Origin of the sequence: Cupriavidus gilardii (assembly GCF_013347325.1) — a bacterium.
GTDB lineage: Bacteria > Pseudomonadota > Gammaproteobacteria > Burkholderiales > Burkholderiaceae > Cupriavidus > Cupriavidus gilardii.
Genome location: NZ_CP054626.1, coordinates 957,388 through 979,363, shown reverse-complemented (window position 1 = coordinate 979,363; position 21,976 = coordinate 957,388). Strand labels below are relative to the sequence as shown.

The window sequence follows — 21,976 nt, the reverse complement described above, 5'->3', positions numbered from 1 at the left end:
TCTCGCGATGCGTCCGGCCCGCTGCTCCGATAACAACGAATGGAATCCCTGCTCGTCTCGACCGGTATCGTCGCCCTCGCGGAAATGGGCGACAAGACCCAACTGCTGTCGCTGATTCTCGCTGCGCGCTACCGCAAGCCCATCCCCATCATCCTCGGCATCCTGATCGCGACGCTTGTCAACCATGGCCTGGCCGGCGCGCTCGGCGGCTGGATCACGCAAATGGTCGGCCCGGCGCTGCTGCGCTGGATCCTCGGCCTCGGCTTCATCGCGATGGGCGCATGGATGCTGATCCCCGACAAGCTCGACGAGACCGAAAAGCCCAAGGCGGTCAAGGGCGCGTTCGGCGTGCTGTGTGCGACCGTCGTGGTGTTCTTCTTCGCGGAGATGGGCGACAAGACCCAGATCGCCACCGTCGCCCTCGCCGCCCGCTTCAGCACCGATATCCTCGCGGTGGTCGCCGGCACCACGATCGGCATGATGCTGGCCAACGTGCCGGCGGTGCTCCTGGGCGAACGCTTCGCGCACCGGCTGCCGATCAAGCTGGTGCACCGCATCGCCGCGGCGGTGTTCGTCGTGTTGGGGGTGGTGGCGCTGATGGATATCGGAGGCTGATCCCGGCCACGCGCTCCGGCCACGGAATGCCGGTCGCCGGCTCTCGCCGATTCTCCTGTCACGTGCGGTCGCAACGGCGCAAGCGCGATCGTCGCCACGCGCAAACCCAGGGACTTCGTCGATTGCGGTATTGCGATCGTCAATCCGTGGGAGCCGCCGCCAGGCGAAGCCGGCGTCCGTTGAGACGCCGCCTGCGAACGCGACAAACCAATACGAAGCCACAAAAAAACGGGGCTTTCGCCCCGTTCAAACCCTCGCCGGCCCGGTACTGCGGTCGCCGACTGCGCGGCCACCGGACCGTCGATCACCGATCGGTAGGTTATTGCGTCGTGCTGGCGCCGGCCTCGAACCACTGGCCCAGCAGCGCGCGCTCGTCGTCCGTGATCTGCGTGACGTTGCCCAGCGGCATCGCCTTCTGCTGCACGGCCTGCTGATAGATCAGCTGGGCGTGCGCCTTGATCTCGTCCGGCGTTTCGAGCTTGATGCCCTTGGCCGCGGTCGGCATCATCTTCGGCGCTTCGGCATGGCACTGCACGCAGCGCGCGTTCATGATCTCCTGCACTTTGGTGAAGCTGACCTTGGTCGCGGCGGCGCCGTCCGGCTGCGCGGCAACCGGCTGGCGCGGCTGCGGGGCGATCATCACGGCAACCACGCCCAGCGCGGCGACGCCGGCGGCGGGCCACAGCACATTGATCTTGCCCTTGTGCTTGAGAATGAAGAACTGGCGGATCAGCACGCCGGCCAGCATGATCAGCACCAGCACGACCCAGTTGTACTTGTGCGCGTAGGTCATGCTGTAGTGGTTCGACAGCATCGCGAACAGCACCGGCAGCGTGAAATAGGTGTTATGCACGCTGCGCTGCTTGGCGTTCTTGCCGTGGATCGGATCGACCGGCTTGCCTTCGCGCATCGCCGCGACGGTCTTGCGCTGCCCCGGAATGATCCACACCAGCACGTTGGCGCTCATGATGGTCGCGATCATCGCGCCGGTCAGCAGGAACGCCGCACGGCCCGAGAACATGTGGCAGGCCACATAAGCCGCCAGCACCACGTACAGCGCGACAAGAATGCCGACCACGCGATCGTTCTTGCCGAACACGCGGCAGATGCAGTCGTAGACGACCCAGCCCACCGCCAGATAGGCAATGGCCAGCCCGACCGCCGCGCCCGGCGACATGTCGTAGACGTTCTTGTCGATCAGGAACGTGCTGGCGTTGAACAGGTACAGCACCACCAGCAGCGCGAAACCCGTCATCCAGGTCGAATACGACTCCCAATAGAACCAGTGCAGGTTCTCCGGCAATTTCTTCGGTGCGGTCAGGTATTTCTGCGGGTTGTAGAAGCCGCCGCCGTGCACGGCCCAAAGCTCGCCGCCGACGCCCTTGTCCACCAGGTCGGGATCGACCGGCTTTTGCAGGCTGTTGTCCAGCCAGACGAAGTAGAACGACGAGCCGATCCACGCGATCGCGGTGATCACATGGGCCCAGCGCAGCAGCAGATTGGCCCAGTCGAGAATGTAGCCTTCCATCTCTTGTCTCCTGTTTCCCTCGCCGCGCGAATCAGCTGCCGCGGTAGGTCGAGTACGACCACGGCGACACCAGCAGCGGCACGTGGTAGTGCGCGTTCGTATCGGCAATGCCGAAACGCAGCGTCACCACGTCGAGAAAGGCCGGTTCGGGCAACTGCACGCCGCGCGCGCGGAAATAATCCCCGGCGCCGAATTCGAGCTCGTAGACGCCGACGGCAAGATCGGCCCCCTCGAGCAGCGGCTGATCGCAACGGCCGTCGTGATTGGTCACAACGGTCTTCAGCGTTTCGCGGCGATTGTCAACAATTTTGGAAAGGGTAATCGACAGGCCTTGGCCGGGAATGCCTGCGGCGGTGTCGAGAACGTGGGTGGTCAAGCGTCCCATGGTCTGGTTCCTTAGCACGTGGGTGGTGAGAGGCGCCGCTGCCTTCACTAGCACCATTTGTGGGTATGGTGCCCGCTCGGTACGTCATTTCAACGCATCCCGGCGCAGAACTGGTGCATGGCGACAATGCGCCGCACCAATCCGGATGACAACTGCGGGATTACCCGTAGTTGTCGAAAACCTGGTTCGGTTTTGTTGACAATATTGAATGCACAACCAAATAATTGTCAACAATTTTTGGATCGGCGCGCCGGAGCGAAGCGTGGCCCGATCCTCCACCAGCGGGTGCCACGATGTCCAAGACTCTCAAGCTGATTGCCGGCGCCGATGAAGGCGCCGCGCCCAACGAAACGAAGCCGCGCAAGGGCTCGGTCGAGGAGCGCATGTATCACGAGATCTACGACGCGATCATGGAGCATCGGCTGCCGCCGCGCACCAAGCTGACCGAGCATTCGCTTTGCGAGATCTATGCCACCGCGCGCCACACCGTACGGAAGGTGCTGGCCCGTCTGGCGGCCGACGGCATGGTGGACCTCGAGCCCAATCGCGGCGCCTTCATCGCCAGCCCTTCCACCGACGAGGCGCACGACATGTTCGAACTGCGCCAGATGCTCGAGCGCGCGGTGCTGGAAAAGCTCGCGGCGCAGCGCAATGTCCGCAGCGTGATCGCCCCGGTGCGGCAGATGGTGCAGCAGGAGCGCCAGGCCTTCCTGAACAACGAGCGGCCCAAGTGGATCCGCCTGTCGGCCGAATTCCATACCGCGCTGGCCGAGCTGTCCGGCAACGCGCTGCTGGTCACGATGATGCGCCGCCTGGTGTCGCGCACCACGCTGATGATCGCCAGCGTCGAGGCGCCGGGCAACAACGCCTGCTCCTTCGACGAACACGAGGCCATTCTCGATGCGCTGGAACAGGGCGACGCCGCCCTGGCGCAATCGCGCATGGCGCACCATCTCGGCGCCTGCGCCGACCGCGTACAGCCCGACGACCCGGGCAGCTTCGATCTTCGCAGCGTGCTGGGGCGCTCCACCTAGCACGCTGTTCCACCCTGCCGGCGCCCCGCCCAGCTTTCGCAGCCCGCCCAGCCACGCGCACCCTCGCAGGTGCCGGCAGCGGGACCAGGCCCGGATCGTTCCGAACGACCGGGCCGGACGCACCAGAAGGCATGCGGACGCCAAGCAAACGTCCAACCATCGGAGAGGAGACAAACACAATGACAAGCGCAAGCACCACGGTCCCCACGGACCTGACCAATGAGCGCCTGCCCTCGGGCCGGCTGCTCGCGCTCGGGCTGCAGCATGTATTGGTGATGTACGCGGGCACCGTGGCGGTGCCGCTGATCGTCGGCGGCGCCCTGAAGCTGCCGAAGGACCAGCTGGCCTTCCTGATCAACGCCGACCTGTTCGCCGCCGGCATCGCCACGCTGATCCAGGCATTCGGCTTCTGGAAATTCGGCATCCGGCTGCCGGTGATGATGGGCGTGACGTTCGCCTCGGTGGCGCCGATGATCGCGATCGGCACCGATCCCAATATCGGGCTGCTCGGCATCTACGGCGCGGTGATTGCGTCCGGGCTGTTCGGCATCCTGATCGCACCGATGATGGGCCGGATGCTGGGCCTGTTCCCGCCCGTGGTGACCGGCACCGTGATCACGCTGATCGGCGTGTCGCTGATGCGGGTCGGCATCAACTGGGCCGCCGGCGGCCAGCCGACGACGCGGGCGGTGATCGACGGCGTCGTCAAGGAGGTGCCGAACCTGGCCTACGGCGACCTGACCAATCTGGGCATCGCCGGCGCGGTGCTGGTCATCATCCTGCTGCTGACGAAGTACGGCCGCGGCCTGGTGTCGAACTGCGCGGTGCTGCTGGGCATCATCGCCGGCACGCTGATCGCGATGGCGATGGGCAAGGTGTCGTTCGAAGGCCTGCACGAAGCGAGCTACGTCGCCGTGATCACGCCGCTGCATTTCGGCATGCCGACCTTCCACTTCTCGGCGATCCTGTCGATGTGCATCGTGATGGTGATCACGCTGGTGGAATCGACCGGCATGTTCCTTGCACTGGCCGACATCACCGGCAAACGGCTGTCCAACGCCGACCTGACGCGCGGCCTGCGCGCCGACGGCCTGGGCACGGTGATCGGCGGCGTGTTCAATACCTTCCCGTACACCTCGTTCTCGCAGAACGTCGGCCTGGTCACGGTGACGGGCGTGCGCTCGCGCTATGTCGCGGCGGCGGGCGGCCTGATCCTGATTGCCTTCGGCCTGTTCCCCAAGATGGCGCACGTGGTCGCCTCGGTGCCGCAGTTCGTGCTGGGCGGCGCCGGCATCGTGATGTTCGGCATGGTCGCGGCGACCGGCATCCGTATCCTGGGCTCGTGCGATTTCAACCGCAACCGCCACAACCTGTTCATCGTCGCGATCTCGATCGGCTTCGGCATGATCCCGACGCTGTCGCCGACGTTCTTCCAGTACCTGCCGAGCTGGACCCATGCGATCACGCACAGCGGCATCGTGCTGGGCACCGTGGTCGCGGTGGCGCTGAACCTGTTCTACAACGGCATGCAGTCGGCCGACGAAGCGATGCGCAACGCGGCCGCCAACAGCCACGGCACGGAGTAAGGCCAGCCGTGCGTTTGCCCGCGCCGCCGCCGTGGCCGTTGTTGCCGCCGCGGCGGCGGCGCGGGCCGGGTCGATGCCGTGCGGCCTGTTTTGACAACCCGAGTGACCCTGATGACAAACCATAACTATCCACGCGATCTGATCGGTTACGGCAGCCAGCCGCCGCACGCCCGATGGCCGGGCGGCGCGCGCATCGCGCTGCAGTTCGTGCTCAATTACGAAGAAGGCGGCGAGAACTGCGTGCTGCACGGCGACGCGGCCTCCGAGCAGTTCCTCTCCGAGATCGTCGGCGCGGCGGCCTACCCCGACCGCCACATGAGCATGGAGAGCATCTACGAATACGGCTCGCGCGCCGGTGTCTGGCGCATCCTGCGCGAGTTCGAGCAGCGCGGCCTGCCGCTGACCATCTTCGGCGTGTCGATGGCGCTGCAGCGCCATCCCGAGCTGACCCGCGCCTTCGTCGAGCTGGGCCACGAGATCGCCTGCCATGGCTGGCGCTGGATCCACTACCAGAACATCGACGAGGCCACCGAGCGCGAGCACATGCGCATCGCGATGCAGATCATCCGCGAACTGACCGGCAGCGCGCCGCTGGGCTGGTACACCGGCCGCGACAGCCCCAACACGCGGCGCCTGGTGGTCGAGCACGGCGGCTTCGTCTACGACTCGGACTACTACGGCGACGACCTGCCGTTCTGGACCGAGGTGCGGACGAGCAACGGCGAAACCAGGCCGCATCTGGTGGTGCCCTACACGCTGGACTCGAACGACATGCGCTTTGCCACGCCGCAGGGCTTCAACACCGGCGAGCAGTTCTTCCAGTACCTGAAGGACGCCTTCGACGTGCTGTACGCCGAGGGCGACCCGCAGGGGCTGAACCAGCCGAAGATGCTGTCGATCGGCATGCATTGCCGGCTGCTCGGACGCCCGGGCCGCTTCCGCGCGCTGCAGCGTTTTCTGGACTACGTGCAGTCGCACGACAAGGTCTGGATCGCACGCCGCATCGATATCGCCCGGCACTGGATCGAGACGCATCCGTACGCCGCGAAGGCGCCGCGGTAATCCACCATCCCAGGCGCCACGCCTCCATCGAACACAGCCGAGTCCCGACGTGACCTACACCCTCTCCCAACTGAACGCGATGCCGTCCGCCGAATTCGTGCAGGCCCTCGGCGGCATCTATGAACACTCGCCCTGGGTTGCCGCCAGCGCCGCCGAGCAGCGGCCCTTCGCCGACCGCCAGGCGCTGGCGGCGGCGATGCGCGCGGCCGTCGACCAGGCCGGCGAAGCGGCCCAGCTCAAGCTGGTGCGCGCCCACCCGGAGCTGGCCGGCAAGGCCGCGGTGCGCGGCGAGCTGACCGAAGAATCGACGCGCGAACAGAGCGGCGCCGGGCTCAATCAATGCACGCCCGAGCAGTTCGAACGGCTGCAGGCATTGAATGCGCGCTACAACGAGAAATTCGGCTTCCCGTTCATTCTCGCCGTACGCGGCTACGATCGCGCCGGCATCATCGACGAGTTCGCAAGACGCATCGAGAATTCGCCGGCCGATGAGTTGCAAACATGCATCAATCAGATCCATCGCATTGCCCAGTTCCGTCTCGACGACTTAGTATCCGGCTGAGTCGAAATTCCCCTCGCATGGAACCCATGCATGGAGCCAGACCGCGCATCGGGCAAGGCCTCGGCATGTCACCGCCGGCGCCCTGCCCGATGACATGATGAACGGCGCCCGAAGCCAGCGCCGTCCGCCGCCGGCACCCTTGCCACCGATGCCGGCGGCGCACCAAAAAGAGAACCCGTCAGGGACCCAGTACACAACGTTCCAACAGGATCAAACCACGGAGGTCTTTCATGCAGAAGCAGTTCAAGTTGGCGGCACTGGCCGCGGCCCTTTTCAGCGGCGCGGCCATGGCGCAATCGAGCGTCACGCTCTACGGCCAGGTCGACATGTTCGTCGGCGCGGTCAAGAACCCGGGCACCGGCGAGCGCGCCTGGGTCGCCAATTCGGGTGGCATGCAAACGTCGTACTGGGGGATCAAGGGCGCCGAGGATCTGGGCAACGGCCTCAAGGCGATCTTCGACCTGAACGGTTTCTATCGCACTGATAACGGCCGCACCGGCCGCTTCGACGGCGATGCGATGTTCAGCCGCAATGCCTATGTCGGGCTGCAGAGCGACCGCGCCGGTACGCTGAAGCTCGGCCGCAACACCACGCCGTATTTCATCTCGACCATCCTGTTCAATCCGCTGGTCGATTCGTACGTATTCTCGCCGGCGATCTTCCACACCTATTTCACCGCGACCAATGGCACGGTGTTCGATCCGGGCATCATCGGCGATTCGGGCTGGAGCAACTCGCTGGTCTATTCGACGCCGACCTTCGGCGGCCTGACCGCCAACCTGATCTATTCGTTCGGCGAACAGGCGGGCTCGACCGGCCGCAACAAGTGGGGCGGCAACCTGATGTACTTCAACGGCCCGCTCGCCGCGACCGTCGCCTTCCAGCAGGTCAAGTTCAACAACGTGCCGGGCGACGTGACCTCGCCGGCCACGCTGGCCGGCTTCGACAAGCAGAACGCGGTGCTGGCCGGCCTGTCGTACGACTTCAAGGTGGTCAAGTTGTTCGCCCAGGGCCAGTACATCAAGAGCGACGTGAACAATGCCACCGGTGACATCAAGCACACCAGCGGCCAGATCGGCGCCTCGGTGCCCATCGGCGCCGGCAGCCTGCTCGCTTCGTATGGCTATGGGAAGGCCGAGAACAATGTCGACGACTTCAAGCGCAATACCTTCGCGATCGCCTACGACTACAACCTGTCGAAGCGCACCGACGTGTATGCCGCCTACTTCTACGACAAGATCACCGGCGCCGAGCACGGCGATTCGTTCGGTGTGGGCGTTCGGCACAAGTTCTGATTGGATTGCCTTCCGGGCCTGAAGCCCGAAGGCGCCCTCTCCCCAACCCCCTTCCGCCCGCGGGAGAGGAGTGGGGGCGAGGGCAGCAGCGCCTCTCTCGCTGCGGCGCAATGCCGCAGCATCGCATCATTTCCCCCTTCCCCGCTGCATCGCAGCACCGTTCCCCTGCTCCCGCGGCGGGAATGAACGACTTCACCTCATAGGCTCATTCAATTGGCACGGCCCAGGACGAATGCCTACATTGAACGTCCAGACCACGATTAGCCAAACGAGAGAGGTGACTCATGCGGCGATACGCAAAGACCCGGTCGGAGTTGATGGCTATCCTCAACCAGTGCCTCGATAACAATCCGGAATGCGGCGAGTGCGAATTGCATGCGGTACGCGTGCACCAGCCGGACCACACGGGGTGCAATTGGAGCGCCGAGGTGGACTTTCCCCGTGCGGCCGAAGACAGCGTATCGATGCAACTGCGCGCGGCGAAGTCGATCATCGTCGACATGCGCCAGCAGTACAACGTCTTGCAATAGCGCGGCCTTCAGCGCGACTTCAGCGATTACGCTGCTCCGCAACAAAGCACCGCGGCACCGAAATATCGAGTACCAGAATATCCAGCACCAAATCGGCGATCACCAATACGACAGGCACCAAATCGACGATTGCAACACGCGACCGAATGTCGCAACGAAAAAAGCCGGGCACGCAGCCCGGCTTTTTGTTTGGATCGACCACCGGCCGACCGTGCGTCGGATCAGCGCAGCGCGCCCGACTCCGCCACCGCTACCGCCGTCATATTGACGATCCGGCGAGTGGTCGCCTGCGGATTCAGGATGTGCACCGGCTTGGCCGCGCCCAGCAGGATCGGGCCCACCGTCACGCCCTGGCCGCCGGTGATCTTCAGCAGATTGAACGCGATATTGGCCGCATCCAGCGTCGGCATCACCAGCAGATTGGCCGAGCCGGCCAGCTTGGTGCCCGGCAGGAAATGACGGCGCACGTCCTCGACCAGCGCCGCGTCGCCCTGCATCTCGCCCTCGACTTCGAGCTCGGGCGCGATCTGGCTCAGGATCTGCTGCGCCGCGCGCATCTTGCGCGCCGAAGCACGATTGGACGAGCCGAACATCGAGTGCGACAGCAGCGCGACCTTCGGCGTCAGGCCGAAGCGGCGGATTTCCTCGGCCGCCAGTTGCGTGATCGCGGCCAGCTCGTCGGCCGTCGGATCCTCGTTGACGAAGGTGTCGGTGATGAACAGCGTGTACTTCTCCAGCATCAGCGCATTCATCGCCGCCAGCACCTTGGCGCCGGGCTTCAGGCCGATCACGTCGCGCACATGCTCGAGGTGCGCCTCGAAGCGGCCCACCGTGCCGCACAGCAGCGCATCGGCATCGCCCATATGCATCAGCATCGTGCCGATCAGCGTATTGGAGCGGCGCAGCGCGACCTTGGCCATGTCGGGCGTCACGCCATCGCGTCCGCGCAGCGCGTGATAGGCCTCGTGATAGGCGCGATAGCGCGGATCGTCCTCGGGGTTCACCAGTTCGAAATCGACGCCCGGCTTCAGCCGCAGGCCGGCCTTGTCGATGCGCATCTGGATCACGTGCGGACGGCCGATCAGGATCGGGCGGGCCAGCCCTTCGTCGACGACGGTCTGCACCGCGCGCAGCACGCGCTCTTCCTCGCCCTCGGCATAGGCGACGCGCTTGGGCGCGGCCTTGGCGGCCGAGAACACCGGCTTCATGATCAGGCCGGTGTGGTAGACGTATTGCGTCAGCTGCTGGCGATAGGCCTCGAGGTCCTGGATCGGACGCGTGGCCACGCCCGATTCCATCGCCGCGCGCGCGACGGCCGGCGCGATCTTCTCGATCAGGCGCTGGTCGAACGGCGTCGGGATGATGTAGTCGGGACCGAACTTCAGTTCCTTGCCGGCATAGGCAGCGGCCACCGCGTCGTTGGTCTCCGCCTCGGCCAGCTCGGCGATCGCCTTGACGCAGGCCAGCTTCATTTCCTCGGTGATCTTGGTCGCGCCGCAATCGAGCGCGCCGCGGAAGATGTACGGGAAGCAAAGGACGTTATTGACCTGGTTCGGATAGTCCGAACGGCCGGTCGCGATGATGCAGTCGGGGCGCGCGGCCTTGGCCACTTCCGGACGGATCTCCGGCTCGGGATTGGCCAGCGCCAGGATGATCGGCTTGTCGGCCATCGTCTTGACCATCTCGGCGGTCAGCACGCCGGCGGTCGAGCAGCCGAGGAACACGTCGGCGCCCTTGACGATATCGGCCAGCGTGCGGGCCGAGGTGTCCTGCGCGTAGCGCGCCTTGTTGGCCTCCATGTTGGCGTCGCGGCCGACGAAGATCACGCCCTTCGAATCGACCACGTAGATGTTCTCGCGCTTGACGCCGAGGCTTACCATCGTGTCGAGGCAGGCGATCGCCGCCGCGCCCGCGCCCGACACCGCCATCTTGACGTTGGCGATGTCCTTGCCGACCACCTTCAGGCCATTGAGCAGCGCCGCCGCCGAGATGATCGCGGTGCCGTGCTGGTCGTCATGGAAGACCGGAATGTTCATCCGCTCGCGCAGCTTCTTCTCGATGTAGAAGCACTCGGGCGCCTTGATGTCCTCGAGGTTGACGCCGCCCAGCGTGGGCTCGAGCGCGGCCACGATCTCGACGATCTGGTCCGGGTCGCGCGCATCGAGTTCGATGTCGAACACGTCGATGCCGGCGAACTTCTTGAACAGGCAGCCCTTGCCTTCCATCACCGGCTTGCCGGCCAGCGGGCCGATGTCGCCCAGGCCCAGCACCGCGGTGCCGTTGGTGACCACCGCCACCAGGTTGCCGCGCGAGGTGTACTCGGCCGCCATGGCCGGGTCCTTGGCGATCTCCTCGCACGCATAGGCCACGCCCGGCGAATAGGCCAGCGACAGATCGCGCTGATTCGACAGCGCCTTGGTCGCGGTCACCTGGATCTTGCCCTTGGTGGGGCTGCGGTGATATTCCAGCGCGGCGAGGCGCAATTGCGCTTCAGGACTGTTGGGGGCGTGTTGCGGTGCGTCACCGCTGGTCTTGCTGCTCATGTCGCTCGTCCGGAAAGAGGCCCAACATGGCGCCGTGCGAGGCCGGTCGATGCCGGTCGGACAGCCAGGGCCGAAAAAATCGAGCAGCTATTCTAGCCCAGCAGCAGAGCGCGAGTCGCGTCGATGGCGCCCTGGCAGGCCGCCAATACGGGGATTTTGCGGTTAAAGAGCTTTTACCGGAATAGCGTCAATGGCGCAGAGGGGGCGCGCATGGGCTCTGGACGATCCACCGGTAATACAAGACGCCGGCATGCAACCTTTGACGGATGCATGCCGGCGTCCATGTCGATGCACCGGAACCGGTCGTTTCGCGCTACCTCGCGTTCTTGTCGACCTCCAGCGTCACGCGCCGCGGCCGGCCGCTTTCCATCGGAAATTCCGCGAAGGCGCTGCGCACCAGATAGGGCATCAGCCCGGGCATCGTGCTGCCTTCGCTGAGGTTCTGCGCGGTGACCTGGTAGACCCGCTTGTTGCCGGCGGCCTCGCGGATAAAGACGCGCAGGCTCGCCAGCGTGGCCGGCACGTCGCGGATCACCGTCTGCGGCGGCCAGTAGCCCGGGCCCCAGCCCCACGGCCCCCACGGACGGTAGTAGCCGTAAGGCCCCCAGTACGGCCCCCACGGATACCACGGATCGGGATAGTAGGTCTCGTGCACGCGCACCAGGCGCGGATCCGAATCGAAATCGAAGCTGACCAGGTAGCGTGCCTGCGACCGCGGCACCTGCGTGAAGCCGTGGCCGGCCAGCGCGTCGGCAATCCAGTTCTGATAGGTGGCACGGTCCAGTTGGGCCTGCTGCTCCTGCTGGCCCTGCCCCTTCTCCGCCTCGAACGCGTAGGTGCGGGGCGGATCGTTCTGCCAGCCGGGCTGCCGGAACGCCGTCACGTCGGTGGTCACGGTGCTGGCGCAGCCGGACAGCAGCAAGGCGCCGAGCATCGCGGCCCCGGCCCATCCGGACCGGCCGGCGGTCCGCCCCACTGTTTCGCCGCGACGGCTCACGGTGCTCAGCCATTGGCCCACCCGTGCACAGGCCTTTCGCCATTGCCACATGATGTTCTTCCTTCTGTTCATGGTCTCGCCGACAGGGCTTCACCGGACCGGGCGCCGGTGATTGGCGCGGGGCGGTCGGCGGGCCGCCCTCTCGTTGCATCAGACCGGCCGCGTGCGCCGGAATTCCCTTGACGCCATGCGGCCATGCCGTGCTTGGCTACAATGGATTACCCGGCGCCCGGCGCGCCCGACTCATCGCCTTCCAGGACAGGACCATCCATGCTCCGCACCGATACCCCCGTCACCGTCCACCGCAAGGACTATACCCCGCCCGCCTTCGCCATCGAACACGTCGACCTGGTGTTCGAACTGGATCCGCGGCGCACCGTGGTGACCAGCACGCTGCGCTTTGCTCGCCGCCAGGCCGGCGCGCCGCTGGTGCTGGCCGGCGAAGCGCTCGAGCTGCTGAGCGTCGGCCTCGACGGCCAGCCGTTCGGCGACTATGACGTCGACGAGGGCAGCCTGACGCTGAACGGGCTGCCCGAGCATGGCACGCTGCAGATCGTCAGCGCCTGCCAGCCGGAAGCCAATACCACGCTGTCGGGACTGTACGTCTCCAACGGCAACTTCTTCACGCAGTGCGAGGCCGAGGGCTTTCGCCGCATCACCTATTTCCTCGACCGCCCCGACGTGATGGCGACCTACCGCGTCACGCTGCGCGCGGACAAGGCCGCCTATCCGGTGCTGCTGTCCAACGGCAATCTGATCGGCGAACAGCAACTGGACGGCGGCCGCCACGAGGCCGTGTGGGAAGACCCGTTCCCCAAGCCCTCCTATCTGTTCGCGATCGTCGCCGGCAAGCTGCAATGCATCGAGCAGCGCATCACCACCGGCTGGGGCAAGGAGAAACTGCTGCAGGTCTGGGTCGAACCGCAGGACCTGGACAAGACGCAGCACGCGATGGATTCGCTGATTCACGCGATCCGCTGGGACGAGCAGCGCTTTGGCCTCGAGCTCGATCTGGACCGCTTCATGATCGTCGCCGTCGGCGACTTCAACATGGGCGCGATGGAGAACAAGGGCCTGAACATCTTCAACACCAAGTACGTGCTGGCCAATGCGGCCACCGCGACCGACACGGACTTCTTCAATATCGAAGCGGTGGTCGGCCACGAGTACTTCCACAACTGGACCGGCAACCGCGTGACCTGCCGCGACTGGTTCCAGCTGTCGCTGAAGGAAGGGCTGACGGTGTTCCGTGACCAGGAATTCTCCGCCGACATGATGGCCCAGCAAGGCGCGGACGACGGCTCGGCGCGCGCGGTCAAGCGCATCGAGGACGTGCGCGTGCTGCGGCAGGTGCAGTTCCCCGAGGATGCCGGACCGATGGCGCATCCGGTGCGGCCCGACAGCTACGAGGAGATCAACAACTTCTACACCGTGACGGTGTACGAGAAAGGTGCCGAGGTCGTGCGCATGTACCAGACCCTGCTGGGCCGCGAGGGCTTCCGCAAGGGCATGGACCTGTATTTCCAGCGGCACGACGGCCAGGCCGTGACCTGCGACGACTTCCTTGCCGCGATGGCCGACGCCAACGGCCGCGATCTGACCCAGTTCGGACGCTGGTACAGCCAGGCCGGGACCCCGGTGGTCGGCGTGCATACCGAATGGGACGCCAGCCAGGGCCAGCTGACGCTGACGCTGACGCAGCAATGCCCGAAGGTCGGCATCGAAACCCTGCCCGGCACGCCGGAGAAACTGCCCTTCCATATCCCGTTCGCGCTGGGGCTGATCGGCGCCGACGGCAAGGACCTGCCGCTGCAGCTCGATGGCGAATCCGCCGCGGGCGGAACGACCCGCGTGCTGAACTTCACCGAAGCGCGGCAGACCTTCCGCTTCGTCAACCTGCCCAAGGGCCCGCGCCCACCGCTTCCCTCGCTGCTGCGCAACTTCTCCGCGCCGGTGATCGTCGATGTCGACTACAGCGACGACGAGCTGACCTTCCTGCTGGCGCACGACAGCGATCCGTTCAACCGCTGGGAAGCCGGCCAGCGGCTGGCGACGCGGGCGCTGCTGAAGCTGGTCGCCGACGTGCAGGCCGGGCGCGAGCTCGAGCTGGACCATGCGCTGATCGGCGCGTTCCGCTCGGTGCTGACCGACACCTCGCTGAGCCCGGCCTTCCGGGAGCAGGCGCTGATGCTGCCGGCCGAGGCCTATCTGGCCGAGCGCATGGGCGTGGCCGATCCGGCGGCGATCCATCGCGCCCGGCAGTTCCTGCGCGCGGGCCTTGCCCGCACGCTGCAGAGCGACTGGCTGGGCGCCTACGAGAGCAACGCGACCACCGGCCCGTATCGGCCCGACCCGGAATCGGCGGGCAAGCGCGCGCTGCGCAATCTGGCGCTCGGCTATCTGGTCGAGGTCGGCGACGATGCGATGTATGCGCTGGCCGGTGAGCAGTATCAGCAGGCCGACAACATGACCGACCGCTTCGCCGCGCTGACCGCACTGGTCAACAGCTTCGCGCCGGGCCGCGAGGCCGCGCTGGCCGATTTCTACCAGCGCTTCGAGCACGATCCGCTGGTGGTCGACAAATGGTTCTCGCTGCAGGGCATGCAGCGCGGCGAAGTCGGCCCGCATGCGGGCAAGCGCACGATCGACACGGTGCGGGCGCTGATGCAGCATCCGGCCTTCACGCTGCGCAACCCCAACCGCGCGCGTGCGCTGATCTTCAGCTTCTGCTCGGGCAACCCCGCGCAATTCCATGCCGAGGACGGCTCGGGCTACGAATTCTGGGCCGAACAGGTGCTGGCGCTCGACGCGATCAATCCGCAGGTGGCGGCGCGGCTGGCGCGCGCGCTCGACCGCTGGCAGAAATACGCGCTGCCGCTGCGCGACAGGATGCGCGCAGCGCTCGAGCGCGTGGCGGCGGCCGACAAGCTGTCGCGCGACGTGCGCGAGATCGTCGGCAAGGCGCTGTCGGCGTGATGCGGCCCGCTTGGGCGCGATTGAGGCGCGATTGAGGCACGGTAGGGACGCGGTTGACGGCCTGGCTGCGTGCCCCGGGCGGGTGCCGGTCAGGTGCGATAGCGAACCGGCGATCGCGGCAAGGCCCGCCGGCATCGGTGGGCCGCCCGCCCCGGCCTGTAGAATGGCGGCCATTCAAGGAGGAAACCCATGACTCGCATCAGCCTGACCCGCTATCTGGTCGAGGAACAACGCAAGCACAACACCATCCAGCCCGAACTGCGGCTGCTGATCGAGGTGGTCGCGCGCGCGTGCAAGGCCATCTCCAATGCCGTCAGCAAGGGCGCGCTCGCCGGCGTGCTGGGCTCGGCCGGCACCGGCAACGTGCAGGGCGAAACCCAGCAGAAGCTGGACGTGATCGCCAACGAAGTGCTGCTCGACGCCAACGAATGGGGCGGCCACCTGGCCGCGATGGCGTCGGAGGAAATGGACTCGTTCTACGAGATCCCGAACCGCTATCCGAAGGGCGAATACCTGCTGCTGTTCGATCCGCTCGACGGCTCGTCGAACATCGACGTCAACGTGTCGATCGGCACGATCTTCTCGGTGCTGCATATGCCCAAGCCGGGGCAGACCGTCACCGAGAGCGACTTCCTGCAGCCGGGCACCCATCAGGTCGCGGCCGGCTACGCGGTGTACGGCCCGCAGACCACGCTGGTGCTGACCGTCGGCAACGGCGTCCATATGTTCACGCTGGACCGCGAGGCGGGCAGCTTCGTGCTGACGCAGTCGGACGTGAAGATCCCCGAGGACACCAAGGAATTCGCGATCAACATGTCGAACATGCGGCATTGGGCCCCGCCCGTGCGCCGCTACATCGATGAATGCCTGGCCGGCGAGGAAGGCCCGCGCGGCAAGAACTTCAACATGCGCTGGATCGCCTCGATGGTGGCCGACGTGCACCGCATCCTGACGCGCGGCGGCATCTTCATGTACCCGTGGGACAAGCGCGAGCCGGAGAAGCCGGGCAAGCTGCGCCTGATGTACGAGGCCAACCCGATGGCGATGCTGGTCGAGCAGGCCGGCGGCGCGGCCACCAACGGCCATCAGCGCATCCTCGAGGTCCAGCCGGAAAAGCTGCACCAGCGCGTATCGGTGATCCTCGGCTCGAAGAACGAGGTCGAGCGGGTGACGCGCTACCACCAGGAAGCGCAGGCGGGCAGCTGATACCGCTGCGCCGCGACCGGTCCTCGACGCAGGCCGGTCCCGCATCGGCCTGCACGGACGTGCAAGGCCACGGCGAAAGGGAGCCAACCGCATTGCCGGTGGCTCCTTTTTCTTTCCGCAGCGGAAATCAGAATCCGCTCATTTCCTCCGCCTCGCCGAGTCCCTACCCTGCTGTTTTCTCCACGCAGCAAGGAAACCGCGATGGTCCCCCTTTCGGATGCCGGCGCCCGCTACGCCATCACCCCGCCGATCAACCCGCCCGTTACCGCCACCCTGCCGGCCAACCCGCCGTGCGGCGAGGCCCCGCTTGAACTCGCAGCCGTGCAGGCCCTCGCCATCCGGCTGCACGAGACGCTCGACGTCGCGCTGCATTACGGCCTGAGCGACGGCATCGACCTGCATGTCTGCGATCTGCGCCAGCTGGCTAACTGGGGCGTGCCGATCAGCGAGCAGGAACGCGAGCTGTATTTCCATCCCTGGACCATCGACGCATCGGACCCGGTATTTCCGGTCACGCTGGTCCGCCTGCGCGAATTCATCGCCGCGATCGACGGCCTGCTGACCGCGCTGGCGCGGCCGGACGGGGCCACGCCAGCCCATCCCGCCCCGCCTACGGGCCGCACCTTCGGCTGACGGCCGCCTGGGGGAACCGTGAAAAAAGTGCGCCGAGGGGCTTCACAGGCGCGTGATCCGCTGCTATTATTGCGGGCTCTATCCGGTTCCCAACCGGTAGTGTTGCCGAAGTAGCTCAGTCGGTAGAGCAGCTCATTCGTAATGAGAAGGTCGGGGGTTCGATTCCTCTCTTCGGCACCAGGTTTCAAAGAAATGCCCTTGGATATTCCAAGGGCATTTTTGTTTGGCGCCCCACCCTTACGCCTCAGGCCCAGGCTCCGTCCGACGGCCGGTCGCTTTCCAGCTCTACCTTTCAGAATCCGCTCAGCGCCCACCGCGCCGACGCTGGATAAGCTCGAACCTCCTCCACCCACTCGAGCTCGCCATGAATCCGATCGCGTTGCACCGGCAGTCGCAGTCATTCGGCACTGCGCCCATTCCCGGAACTCCGCTCGAACGAAAGCTCGCGCCAACGCCCAAGCACAGCGCGGAAAACAACGACACGCCGACTTGCACCGAAGCCCGCGCAATGACGATGCGGCTGGACCAGGCCATTGGCCGCGCCGGCTCGAACGATCCCGATGCGTTCGTCACGCTATGCCTAGCCGACCTGCGGCAAATGGACCGCTGGGGCGTCACGATCCACGGCGAAACGCTCTGGAGCTATTTCGATCTCGGCTCGATCGACGACGTGGAGCCGCGCTATCCGGTAACGCTGGACGAAGCGCGTTTATTGCGTCGCGCCGTTGCCGCGTTGGATCACGATCGCTGTCAGCCGATCCGTCGTAGTAGGCGTTGGCGCGGCACGGTCTGAGCGACGGGCCGACATCGCCAACGCAAATACACGACAGGATGGAAGCCGGCCCGCCTCTATCCCAACGGTCCGTTCCGGTCAACCCTACTTCACGGTCCCCACTTTCGGGGAGCGCCTTGCAAATATCCCGCGCGGCTTGTTGCCGATAAAAGAACAAGGATCAATAACAAGGAAAAGAGATGAGAAATTGGACGGAATTTACCGCAGCCGCATTGCTGCCGTGGCACTGAGCGCGTGCGGCGGTGGTGGCGATGACGTGCGCGGGTCGCAGCCAAGGTCGGTGAGACCACGTTGTGGCGCGAGCCGGGCACAACTGTCGACGGCTCACCCATCGACCGCACCTATCGCGATACGACAACTGCCGTCGATTCGCAAGGCGGATTCACGATGAACCGCTACATGACCACTGGCGAGCTGACCGATACCATCCTCAACGACGCGGATCGCAACCGTACGGCGCGCATTAGCGCAGACAGCCCGAGCCAGACCTGCACCTTCACGCCGAAGCGTGAGCATTTCCAATACCCGATGTTCGTCGGCAAGACGTGAACCTCGGGCTGGCAGTATCAGTGTGGCGCGTATCACGAAACCGCGGCACTGGAAGCCAATGTGGAAGCGTTCGAGCGTGTCGCCGTCGGCAGCGATACGTTCGATACGTTGCGCATCAAGTACGGCGTAGCATTCACCAATTCCAATGACGGCAACCTGACCAACGGCGTGACCAGCAATGCCGCCTATCGGATGGACTACCGCTGCTGGTGGGCCACCGAACTCGGCCGGGCGGTCAAGTGCGAGTTCAACTACAGCTATGTCGGCATTGAGCCGGCCAGCAATATGCGGCACTACACGCAGACCGCGCTGTCGCTGCAGTAACCAGGGCGCGAAGGCGTAACCAGTCTCAGAAAAAGCGGCGCTGTGCGCCGCTTTTTCATTCCCGCACCACCCCGATCCCTTCGCCGACCAGCCGCAATTCGACCTTCGGCATATCTTCCATCACGCGCATGGTCTTCTGACCGATCGTCACGCGGACGCCGCCATGCACGCGCTTGCCGACCACCACGGCGGCGTCCGGGCGTGGATGCAGTTGCTCGGCGAGCTTGGCCAACTGGGCGTCGGTGTCCAGCATGTCGCGCGTGTATTTGAACAGCGTCGCGCGCGCTTTCTCCCGCAGTTCCGGCGTGGCGCGCTCGGGATTCTTGGCGAAGAACGCCATCAGTTGCTGGATCTTGGCCTGCTCCTGTTCCTGCCGGCGCTTCTCCGCTTCCAGCGCCGCCTTTTCGGCGTCGGCATAGGGGTTCAGGCCGACGTGGATGGCGGTAGCGGTGCCCGCCGGCGCGCCCAGCGTGCCGGCACGGACCGCATGCCAGGCGCGGCAGCGGCCGCCGGTGATATTGCCGCTGCCGATGGCCGCGTCTCCGGCAGTGATCGTCTCCCCAGCCGCGACATCGCTCTGGCGAATGGCGCTGTCGGCAGTGACCGTGGTGCCGGCCTCGACCACGGCGTTTTCGATGAAGCGCGCATGTACCGATCCCTTGCACTGGATCCGTGCGATGGCGCTGGCCGGGTCGTGCGGCCCGTCGGACTTGCCGATGATGCCGCCGCTGACGACCACATTGCCGCCGGCCTCGACGTGGGCGGCCTCGATGGTGCCGGCGACGATCACGTCGCCGCCGACGCGCACCGACATGCCGGTCTTGATGTCGCCGTTGACGCGCAGCGTGCCTTCGAACGCGATATTGCCGGAGTGCATGTCGACCGCATCGACGGCGACGACCGGATTGACGCTGACGCCGCGCGCGCGCACCGATGGCAGGCCGGCGACGGTCGCCACCAGCAGATCGGGATCGTCCGGGTCGGGACCGACGCCGGTCAGGCGATCGGTGAACGGTGTATCGGCGACTTCCGGCGCCGGCAGCACGCGGCCGAACACGTCCTGACCCGCGGTGCCCTGCACCGCGGGGATACGCCGCATCAGGTGCGTGCCGGGCTGCACCAGCAACAGGTTGCCGAGGTCACGCAGATCGATGCGGGCGTGGTCGTCGTCCGCGCCGACGCGACGTGGCTCGAGCAGATTGACGAAGCGAGCCGGCGTGCCGCGCGTCGGCGCCGTGCCGTGCACGATCGGCAGGTCGTCGCAACGTCCCGCGGCAAAGGCTTCTGCCAGCGCCGCCTCGTCGACCGGCAGCTTGATGCCGCGCCCCGCCAGCACGATGCGAACATCGTCTGGCTGCACCACCCGTCCGCCTTCGGGCGGCCACAGCGTCAGCCGCACCGTCAGCGAATCGGCATCGATATCGATCTCGAAATAGCCGTCGACCAGTTCGCCGATCACCGCCTCGGCCGGCGCCCCGTCGCGATGGCAGGCGAGCAGGAACGCCGCGATGGCGGACTCGTCCAGCCTGGCATGCGCCCAGCCCTGGGCCTCGAGGGCTGCCATCAGCGCGGCGCGGTCGGGGGGCCCGTTGCCCTCTTCGGCCTCCGCCGGCAACTCGTAGCGCGCCCGCACGGCCTTGTCCGTGCTGTCCACCCACACCCGTACAACCGAAGCTGCTACGTCGCTCATCGCGTCCTCCAGCCGTCTGCCTTTGATTTATCGTTGTTGTCGGGGCGGCACCCAGTCGGCATGCCGCCTGTCCGTCACCTACGGCAGATTTCGGCAAAACTTTAGGAAAATTCTTTCGGGACGCCTTCCGGTAAACTGTCGCCCTGCCCGCCCGGGCCCACGCGCCTGTCCCAAGGCCGCACGATGCCGCAAGACGCGGCGCACCAGTACCCGGGCCAACCGCGCCGTATCCCATGTCGAACACCCACGAAATCCGTCCCGGCCAGTCGATCGAGCTGCTCAAGGAACTCCATATCCTGACCCGCGACGGCAAGATGAACCAGGACAGCCGCCGCAAGCTGAAACAGGTCTATCACCTTTATCAGTTCATCGAACCGCTGCTGCAGGACCTCAAGCGCGACCATGCCGACCTGACGCTGGTCGATCATGGCGCCGGCAAGTCGTATCTCGGCTTCATCCTCTACGATCTGTTCTTCAAGACGCAGCAGGACCGCTCGCATATCTACGGCATCGAAACGCGCGAGGAGCTGGTGCGCTCATCCACCGCGCTTGCCGAGCGGCTCGGCTTCCCCGGCATGTCGTTCCTGAATCTGTCGGTGGCGGAGTCGATCACCTCGGACCGGCTGCCGGCGACGGTCGACATGGTCACCGCGCTGCATGCCTGCAATACCGCGACCGACGACGCGATCCGTTTCGCATTGACCAAGCGCGCGAAGTACATCGTCGTGGTCCCCTGCTGCCAGGCCGAGGTCGCGGCGGTGCTGCGCAGGAACAAGTCGAAGTCGCTCGGCAATCCGCTGGCCGAGATCTGGCGCCATCCGCTGCATACGCGCGAATTCGGCAGCCAGGTCACCAACGTGCTGCGCTGCCTGCAGCTGGAGGCGCACGGCTACCAGGTCACGGTAACCGAGCTGGTCGGGTGGGAACACTCGATGAAGAACGAACTGATCGTCGCGCAGTACAAGGATTTGCCGCGCCGGCGGCCGGCGGAGCGGCTGGCTCACGTGCTCGAAACACTGGGGCTCGAGGAAATGCGCGAGCGGTTCTTTACGCCCGCCTGAGGTTCAGCAGCAGAGCGCCCGTGGCGGGAGCCCACTGACCGGCGCTTACTGGGCGTCTTCCCCCGCCATCCAACGCCGCCAGCCTTCGTGGCCAAGCCGGCGCATGGTCTCCTCGTTGCGCTCGTAGATGTCCGCCGCGTCGGGAAAGGCTTCGACCGCGCGCGCAATGCTGTCTTCGCGCAACAGATGCAGGATCGGATACGGTGCCCGGTTGGTGTAGTTCTCGATATCGTCCGCGTCGGTGCCGGCGAACTGGTATTGCGGGTGAAAGCTGGCGATCTGCAGCACGCCGGACAGGCCGAGGCTGTCGAGCACGCGCTCGGCCAGGTACAGAAAATCGTTGTAGTCGGCGAAGTCCGCCAGCATCCGCGGAACGATCAGCAGCGTGGTGTCGATGTGCGCGGGATCGGCCGCGGCCAACGCCTTCAGCTCGGCCTCGACCGTATCGAGCAGCGTCTCGGCATCGGTCGCTTCGCAGACCACGTAGCGGATCTGCTCCTTGACGTGGACGCTCTTGGCGAACGGGCACAGATTGAGCCCGATCACCGCGCGCGTCAGCCAGTGACGCGTGGCATCGACGATCTGCTGCTGCTCCGCCGGCGACATC

General features: G+C 65.8%; 21 protein-coding genes and 1 tRNA gene. 15 read left to right on the top strand and 7 right to left on the bottom strand.

The genetic code is table 11. The features are described 5' to 3' along the window. Nucleotides 1–39: 39 nt before the first annotated feature. Nucleotides 40–615 (top strand): TMEM165/GDT1 family protein, encoded by a 576-nt coding sequence (locus FOB47_RS14670; RefSeq protein ID WP_006576979.1) that lies wholly within the window; start codon nt 40–42, stop codon nt 613–615. A gap of 319 nt (nt 616–934) precedes the next feature. Here the strand turns inward: FOB47_RS14670 and FOB47_RS14665 are convergent, their stop codons facing one another. Continuing rightward, the gene (locus FOB47_RS14665; RefSeq protein ID WP_174781409.1) at nt 935–2,143 is read right to left on the bottom strand and encodes a urate hydroxylase PuuD; all 1,209 of its coding nucleotides are present in this window, start codon (nt 2,141–2,143) and stop codon (nt 935–937) included. A gap of 31 nt (nt 2,144–2,174) precedes the next feature. Next, nucleotides 2,175–2,528, bottom strand: a complete 354-nt coding sequence (gene uraH / locus FOB47_RS14660) for a hydroxyisourate hydrolase (RefSeq protein ID WP_053821404.1) — start codon at nt 2,526–2,528, stop codon at nt 2,175–2,177. 293 nt (nt 2,529–2,821) lie between these two features. On the opposite strand from uraH, the gene FOB47_RS14655 reads away from it, so the two are divergent. The 6 genes from FOB47_RS14655 to FOB47_RS14630 all read left to right on the top strand — a co-directional run bounded on the left by FOB47_RS14655 (nt 2,822) and on the right by FOB47_RS14630 (nt 8,597). Beyond that, nucleotides 2,822–3,562 carry a GntR family transcriptional regulator gene (locus tag FOB47_RS14655; RefSeq protein WP_006576976.1) on the top strand — a complete coding sequence of 247 codons (741 nt, stop codon included), beginning with the start codon at nt 2,822–2,824 and terminating at the stop codon, nt 3,560–3,562. A gap of 179 nt (nt 3,563–3,741) precedes the next feature. Then, nucleotides 3,742–5,148, top strand: coding sequence for a nucleobase:cation symporter-2 family protein (locus tag FOB47_RS14650; RefSeq protein WP_053821403.1), 1,407 nt, complete (start codon nt 3,742–3,744; stop codon nt 5,146–5,148). 111 nt (nt 5,149–5,259) lie between these two features. Beyond that, nucleotides 5,260–6,210 (top strand): allantoinase PuuE, encoded by a 951-nt coding sequence (gene puuE / locus FOB47_RS14645; protein ID WP_174781408.1) that lies wholly within the window; start codon nt 5,260–5,262, stop codon nt 6,208–6,210. A 79-nt stretch (nt 6,211–6,289) separates the two neighbouring features. Continuing rightward, nucleotides 6,290–6,772 (top strand): 2-oxo-4-hydroxy-4-carboxy-5-ureidoimidazoline decarboxylase, encoded by a 483-nt coding sequence (gene uraD, locus FOB47_RS14640; protein ID WP_053823034.1) that lies wholly within the window; start codon nt 6,290–6,292, stop codon nt 6,770–6,772. 230 nt (nt 6,773–7,002) lie between these two features. Then, entirely contained in the window at nt 7,003–8,067 is a 1,065-nt protein-coding gene (locus FOB47_RS14635; RefSeq protein ID WP_174781407.1) for a porin, read from the top strand. Between the two features lie 284 nt (nt 8,068–8,351). Continuing rightward, nucleotides 8,352–8,597, top strand: a complete 246-nt coding sequence (locus tag FOB47_RS14630) for a hypothetical protein (protein WP_006576013.1) — start codon at nt 8,352–8,354, stop codon at nt 8,595–8,597. A gap of 19 nt (nt 8,598–8,616) precedes the next feature. Here FOB47_RS14630 and FOB47_RS14625 read toward each other — a convergent pair whose 3' ends face one another. The 3 genes from FOB47_RS14625 to FOB47_RS14615 form a co-directional block, all read right to left on the bottom strand. Further along, nucleotides 8,617–8,799: a hypothetical protein gene (locus FOB47_RS14625; protein WP_174781406.1), complete on the bottom strand. Its 183-nt coding sequence runs from the start codon at nt 8,797–8,799 to the stop codon at nt 8,617–8,619. A gap of 19 nt (nt 8,800–8,818) precedes the next feature. After that, nucleotides 8,819–11,140, bottom strand: coding sequence for an NADP-dependent malic enzyme (locus tag FOB47_RS14620; RefSeq protein ID WP_174781405.1), 2,322 nt, complete (start codon nt 11,138–11,140; stop codon nt 8,819–8,821). A 313-nt stretch (nt 11,141–11,453) separates the two neighbouring features. Beyond that, nucleotides 11,454–12,074: a DUF4136 domain-containing protein gene (locus tag FOB47_RS14615; RefSeq protein ID WP_053821400.1), complete on the bottom strand. Its 621-nt coding sequence runs from the start codon at nt 12,072–12,074 to the stop codon at nt 11,454–11,456. A gap of 333 nt (nt 12,075–12,407) precedes the next feature. Here FOB47_RS14615 and pepN point away from each other — a divergent pair, with 333 nt between their 5' ends. The 7 genes from pepN to FOB47_RS14580 all read left to right on the top strand — a co-directional run bounded on the left by pepN (nt 12,408) and on the right by FOB47_RS14580 (nt 18,618). Next, entirely contained in the window at nt 12,408–15,113 is a 2,706-nt protein-coding gene (pepN, locus tag FOB47_RS14610; RefSeq protein WP_174781404.1) for an aminopeptidase N, read from the top strand. A 189-nt stretch (nt 15,114–15,302) separates the two neighbouring features. Next, entirely contained in the window at nt 15,303–16,319 is a 1,017-nt protein-coding gene (locus FOB47_RS14605; protein WP_053821398.1) for a class 1 fructose-bisphosphatase, read from the top strand. A gap of 201 nt (nt 16,320–16,520) precedes the next feature. Beyond that, nucleotides 16,521–16,952: a hypothetical protein gene (locus tag FOB47_RS14600; RefSeq protein WP_174781403.1), complete on the top strand. Its 432-nt coding sequence runs from the start codon at nt 16,521–16,523 to the stop codon at nt 16,950–16,952. 104 nt (nt 16,953–17,056) lie between these two features. Next, nucleotides 17,057–17,132 (top strand) — tRNA-Thr (locus FOB47_RS14595). 184 nt (nt 17,133–17,316) lie between these two features. Beyond that, nucleotides 17,317–17,745 carry a hypothetical protein gene (locus FOB47_RS14590; protein ID WP_174781402.1) on the top strand — a complete coding sequence of 143 codons (429 nt, stop codon included), beginning with the start codon at nt 17,317–17,319 and terminating at the stop codon, nt 17,743–17,745. Nucleotides 17,746–18,132: 387 nt separating this feature from the next. Further along, nucleotides 18,133–18,294, top strand: coding sequence for a hypothetical protein (locus FOB47_RS14585; protein ID WP_174781401.1), 162 nt, complete (start codon nt 18,133–18,135; stop codon nt 18,292–18,294). Between the two features lie 60 nt (nt 18,295–18,354). Beyond that, nucleotides 18,355–18,618, top strand: coding sequence for a hypothetical protein (locus FOB47_RS14580; RefSeq protein ID WP_174781400.1), 264 nt, complete (start codon nt 18,355–18,357; stop codon nt 18,616–18,618). A gap of 55 nt (nt 18,619–18,673) precedes the next feature. On the opposite strand, the gene FOB47_RS14575 is transcribed toward FOB47_RS14580, so the two are convergent. Beyond that, nucleotides 18,674–20,308 carry a DUF342 domain-containing protein gene (locus FOB47_RS14575; RefSeq protein ID WP_244959428.1) on the bottom strand — a complete coding sequence of 545 codons (1,635 nt, stop codon included), beginning with the start codon at nt 20,306–20,308 and terminating at the stop codon, nt 18,674–18,676. Nucleotides 20,309–20,541: 233 nt separating this feature from the next. Between FOB47_RS14575 and FOB47_RS14570 the strand changes: the two genes are divergently transcribed. Then, nucleotides 20,542–21,369, top strand: coding sequence for a class I SAM-dependent methyltransferase (locus tag FOB47_RS14570; RefSeq protein ID WP_174781399.1), 828 nt, complete (start codon nt 20,542–20,544; stop codon nt 21,367–21,369). Nucleotides 21,370–21,414: 45 nt separating this feature from the next. On the opposite strand, the gene FOB47_RS14565 is transcribed toward FOB47_RS14570, so the two are convergent. Next, complete coding sequence (locus FOB47_RS14565) at nt 21,415–21,975, bottom strand: DUF1415 domain-containing protein (protein WP_174781398.1); 561 nt, start codon at nt 21,973–21,975, stop codon at nt 21,415–21,417. Nucleotide 21,976: the final 1 nt, after the last annotated feature.

Coding starts and splice junctions, on each gene's coding strand:
- FOB47_RS14570 (WP_174781399.1), top strand. CDS start 20,542: ATGTCGAACACCCACGAAATCCGTCCCGGCCAGTCGATCGAGCTGCTC.
- FOB47_RS14605 (WP_053821398.1), top strand. CDS start 15,303: ATGACTCGCATCAGCCTGACCCGCTATCTGGTCGAGGAACAACGCAAG.
- FOB47_RS14650 (WP_053821403.1), top strand. CDS start 3,742: ATGACAAGCGCAAGCACCACGGTCCCCACGGACCTGACCAATGAGCGC.
- FOB47_RS14635 (WP_174781407.1), top strand. CDS start 7,003: ATGCAGAAGCAGTTCAAGTTGGCGGCACTGGCCGCGGCCCTTTTCAGC.
- FOB47_RS14615 (WP_053821400.1), bottom strand. CDS start 12,074: ATGCTCGGCGCCTTGCTGCTGTCCGGCTGCGCCAGCACCGTGACCACC.
- FOB47_RS14655 (WP_006576976.1), top strand. CDS start 2,822: ATGTCCAAGACTCTCAAGCTGATTGCCGGCGCCGATGAAGGCGCCGCG.
- FOB47_RS14600 (WP_174781403.1), top strand. CDS start 16,521: ATGGTCCCCCTTTCGGATGCCGGCGCCCGCTACGCCATCACCCCGCCG.
- FOB47_RS14670 (WP_006576979.1), top strand. CDS start 40: ATGGAATCCCTGCTCGTCTCGACCGGTATCGTCGCCCTCGCGGAAATG.
- uraH (WP_053821404.1), bottom strand. CDS start 2,528: ATGGGACGCTTGACCACCCACGTTCTCGACACCGCCGCAGGCATTCCC.
- FOB47_RS14565 (WP_174781398.1), bottom strand. CDS start 21,975: ATGTCGCCGGCGGAGCAGCAGCAGATCGTCGATGCCACGCGTCACTGG.
- FOB47_RS14620 (WP_174781405.1), bottom strand. CDS start 11,140: ATGAGCAGCAAGACCAGCGGTGACGCACCGCAACACGCCCCCAACAGT.
- FOB47_RS14575 (WP_244959428.1), bottom strand. CDS start 20,308: ATGAGCGACGTAGCAGCTTCGGTTGTACGGGTGTGGGTGGACAGCACG.
- pepN (WP_174781404.1), top strand. CDS start 12,408: ATGCTCCGCACCGATACCCCCGTCACCGTCCACCGCAAGGACTATACC.
- FOB47_RS14590 (WP_174781402.1), top strand. CDS start 17,317: ATGAATCCGATCGCGTTGCACCGGCAGTCGCAGTCATTCGGCACTGCG.
- puuE (WP_174781408.1), top strand. CDS start 5,260: ATGACAAACCATAACTATCCACGCGATCTGATCGGTTACGGCAGCCAG.
- FOB47_RS14585 (WP_174781401.1), top strand. CDS start 18,133: ATGAACCGCTACATGACCACTGGCGAGCTGACCGATACCATCCTCAAC.
- FOB47_RS14630 (WP_006576013.1), top strand. CDS start 8,352: ATGCGGCGATACGCAAAGACCCGGTCGGAGTTGATGGCTATCCTCAAC.
- uraD (WP_053823034.1), top strand. CDS start 6,290: ATGCCGTCCGCCGAATTCGTGCAGGCCCTCGGCGGCATCTATGAACAC.
- FOB47_RS14665 (WP_174781409.1), bottom strand. CDS start 2,143: ATGGAAGGCTACATTCTCGACTGGGCCAATCTGCTGCTGCGCTGGGCC.